Annotated in this window: 1 rRNA gene; it reads right to left on the bottom strand. The window is 51.1% G+C overall.

The annotated features are described in order from the left end of the window. Positions 1-24: 24 nt before the first annotated feature. A 23S ribosomal RNA gene (locus CSV76_RS16825) occupies positions 25-2,953 on the bottom strand. Positions 2,954-3,251: the final 298 nt, after the last annotated feature.

Genomic DNA, 3,251 nt, shown 5'->3' with positions numbered 1-3,251 from the left:
AGTTCAAGTAACTACTTTTTAAAATAGGTTAAGTCCTCGATCGATTAGTATCTGTCAGCTACATACGTCGCCGTACTTACACCCCAGACCTATCCACCTCATCATCTTTGAGGGATCTTACTTACTTGCGTAATGGGAAATCTCATCTTGAAGGGGGCTTCATGCTTAGATGCTTTCAGCATTTATCCCGTCCATACATAGCTACCCAGCGATGCCTTTGGCAAGACAACTGGTACACCAGCGGTATGTCCATCCCGGTCCTCTCGTACTAAGGACAGCTCTCCTCAAATTTCCTGCGCCCGCGACGGATAGGGACCGAACTGTCTCACGACGTTCTGAACCCAGCTCGCGTGCCGCTTTAATGGGCGAACAGCCCAACCCTTGGGACCGACTACAGCCCCAGGATGCGACGAGCCGACATCGAGGTGCCAAACCTCCCCGTCGATGTGGACTCTTGGGGGAGATAAGCCTGTTATCCCCGGGGTAGCTTTTATCCGTTGAGCGATGGCCCTTCCATGCGGAACCACCGGATCACTAAGTCCGTCTTTCGACCCTGCTCGACTTGTAGGTCTCGCAGTCAAGCTCCCTTATGCCTTTGCACTCTACGAATGATGTCCAACCATTCTGAGGGAACCTTTGAGCGCCTCCGTTACTCTTTAGGAGGCGACCGCCCCAGTCAAACTGCCCACCTGACACTGTCTCCTGCCCGGATCACGGGCAAGGGTTAGAAGTCCAATACAGCCAGGGTAGTATCCCACCAATGCCTCCTCCGAAGCTAGCGCTCCGGAATCCTAGGCTCCTACCTATCCTGTACAGGCTGCACCGGAATTCAATATCAGGCTACAGTAAAGCTCCACGGGGTCTTTCCGTCCTGTCGCGGGTAATGCGCATCTTCACGCATATTATAATTTCACCGAGTCTCTCGTTGAGACAGTGCCCAGATCGTTACGCCTTTCGTGCGGGTCGGAACTTACCCGACAAGGAATTTCGCTACCTTAGGACCGTTATAGTTACGGCCGCCGTTTACTGGGGCTTCAATTCAGAGCTTCGCTTGCGCTAACCCCTCCTCTTAACCTTCCAGCACCGGGCAGGCGTCAGCCCCTATACGTCATCTTACGATTTTGCAGAGACCTGTGTTTTTGCTAAACAGTCGCCTGGGCCTATTCACTGCGGCTCTCTCGGGCTATTCACCCTACCAGAGCACCCCTTCTCCCGAAGTTACGGGGTCATTTTGCCGAGTTCCTTAACGAGAGTTCTCTCGATCACCTTAGGATTCTCTCCTCGCCTACCTGTGTCGGTTTGCGGTACAGGCACCTCCCGCCTCGCTAGAGGCTTTTCTTGGCAGTGTGAAATCAGGGACTCTGGAGATAAATCTCCTCGCCATCACAGCCTAGTGTTATATGAGAACGGGATTTGCCTCGTTCTCCACCTCACTGCTTAGACACACAACCAACTGTGTGCTCACCCTATCCTACTGCGTCCCCCCATTACTCAAACGGCGGGGAGGTGGTACAGGAATATCAACCTGTTGTCCATCGTCTACGCCTATCGGCCTCGACTTAGGTCCTGACTAACCCTGAGCGGACGAGCCTTCCTCAGGAAACCTTGGGCATTCGGTGGAAGGGATTCTCACCCTTCTTTCGCTACTCATACCGGCATTCTCACTTCCAAGCGCTCCACCAGTCCTTCCGGTCTAGCTTCAACGCCCTTGGAACGCTCTCCTACCATTGACCCTAAGGTCAATCCACAGCTTCGGTGATCTGTTTAGCCCCGGTACATTTTCGGCGCAGCGCCACTCGACCAGTGAGCTATTACGCACTCTTTAAATGATGGCTGCTTCTAAGCCAACATCCTGGTTGTCTGGGCAACGCCACATCCTTTTCCACTTAACAGATACTTGGGGACCTTAGCTGGTGGTCTGGGCTGTTTCCCTCTCGACAATGGATCTTATCACCCACTGTCTGACTCCCAAACATAAATCATCGGCATTCGGAGTTTGTCTGAATTCGGTAACCCGGGATGGGCCCCTCGTCCAAACAGTGCTCTACCTCCGAGATTCTTTCGTTTGAGGCTAGCCCTAAAGCTATTTCGGAGAGAACCAGCTATCTCCAGGTTCGATTGGAATTTCACCGCTACCCACACCTCATCCCCGCATTTTTCAACATACGTGGGTTCGGGCCTCCAGTCAGTGTTACCTGACCTTCACCCTGGACATGGGTAGATCACCTGGTTTCGGGTCTACGACCCCATACTTATTCGCCCTATTCAGACTCGCTTTCGCTGCGGCTCCGCCTTCTCAGCTTAACCTTGCATGGAATCGTAACTCGCCGGTTCATTCTACAAAAGGCACGCCATCACCCATTAACGGGCTCTGACAATTTGTAAGCGCACGGTTTCAGGATCTATTTCACTCCCCTTCCGGGGTGCTTTTCACCTTTCCCTCACGGTACTGGTTCACTATCGGTCACTAGGGAGTATTTAGCCTTGGGAGATGGTCCTCCCGGATTCCGACGGAATTTCACGTGTTCCGCCGTACTCAGGATCCACTCTGGAGAGAATGTGCTTTCGACTACGGGGCTTTTACCCTGTTTTGCGGACCTTTCCAGGTCGCTTCATCTAACACATTCCTTTGTAACTCCGTATAGAGTGTCCTACAACCCCAAGAAGCAAGCTTCTTGGTTTGGGCTCTTCCCGTTTCGCTCGCCGCTACTAAGGGAATCGATGTTTCTTTCTCTTCCTCCGGGTACTTAGATGTTTCAGTTCTCCGGGTGTGCCACGAGTATGCTATGTATTCACATACACGTACTGTCCCATTACGGACAGTGGGTTTCCCCATTCGGAAATCTTCGGATCAAAGCTCACTTACAGCTCCCCGAAGCATATCGGTGTTAGTGCCGTCCTTCATCGGCTCCTAGTGCCAAGGCATCCGCCGTGCGCCCTTTCTAACTTAACCTATAAAAGGTCCAATTTCATCCTAGCGATAGGAATCCAAAGGTTAAAAAGATTGCTTGAATCGTATAAATACAATTCGGTTGATTACTTGATTACTTTCAATGTCGTTTTATCCAGTTTTCAATGAACAAGAAAAAAGTTTTGAACACTCAACTACATGAGCCTTCAAAACTGAACGCAAAACGTTAACGTGATAGATCGAAGATCTATCTTCCGAATGTTTCTTCCATATTTCAGGCAAGAAAACATAATCCTTAGAAAGGAGGTGATCCAGCCGCACCTTCCGATACGGCTACCTT

The sequence above is a fragment of the Sporosarcina sp. P17b genome, from assembly GCF_002743115.1.
GTDB lineage: Bacteria > Bacillota > Bacilli > Bacillales_A > Planococcaceae > Sporosarcina > Sporosarcina ureae_C.
Note: the sequence above shows the minus strand (reverse complement) of the source record. Positions and strands in the feature narration are given on the sequence as shown.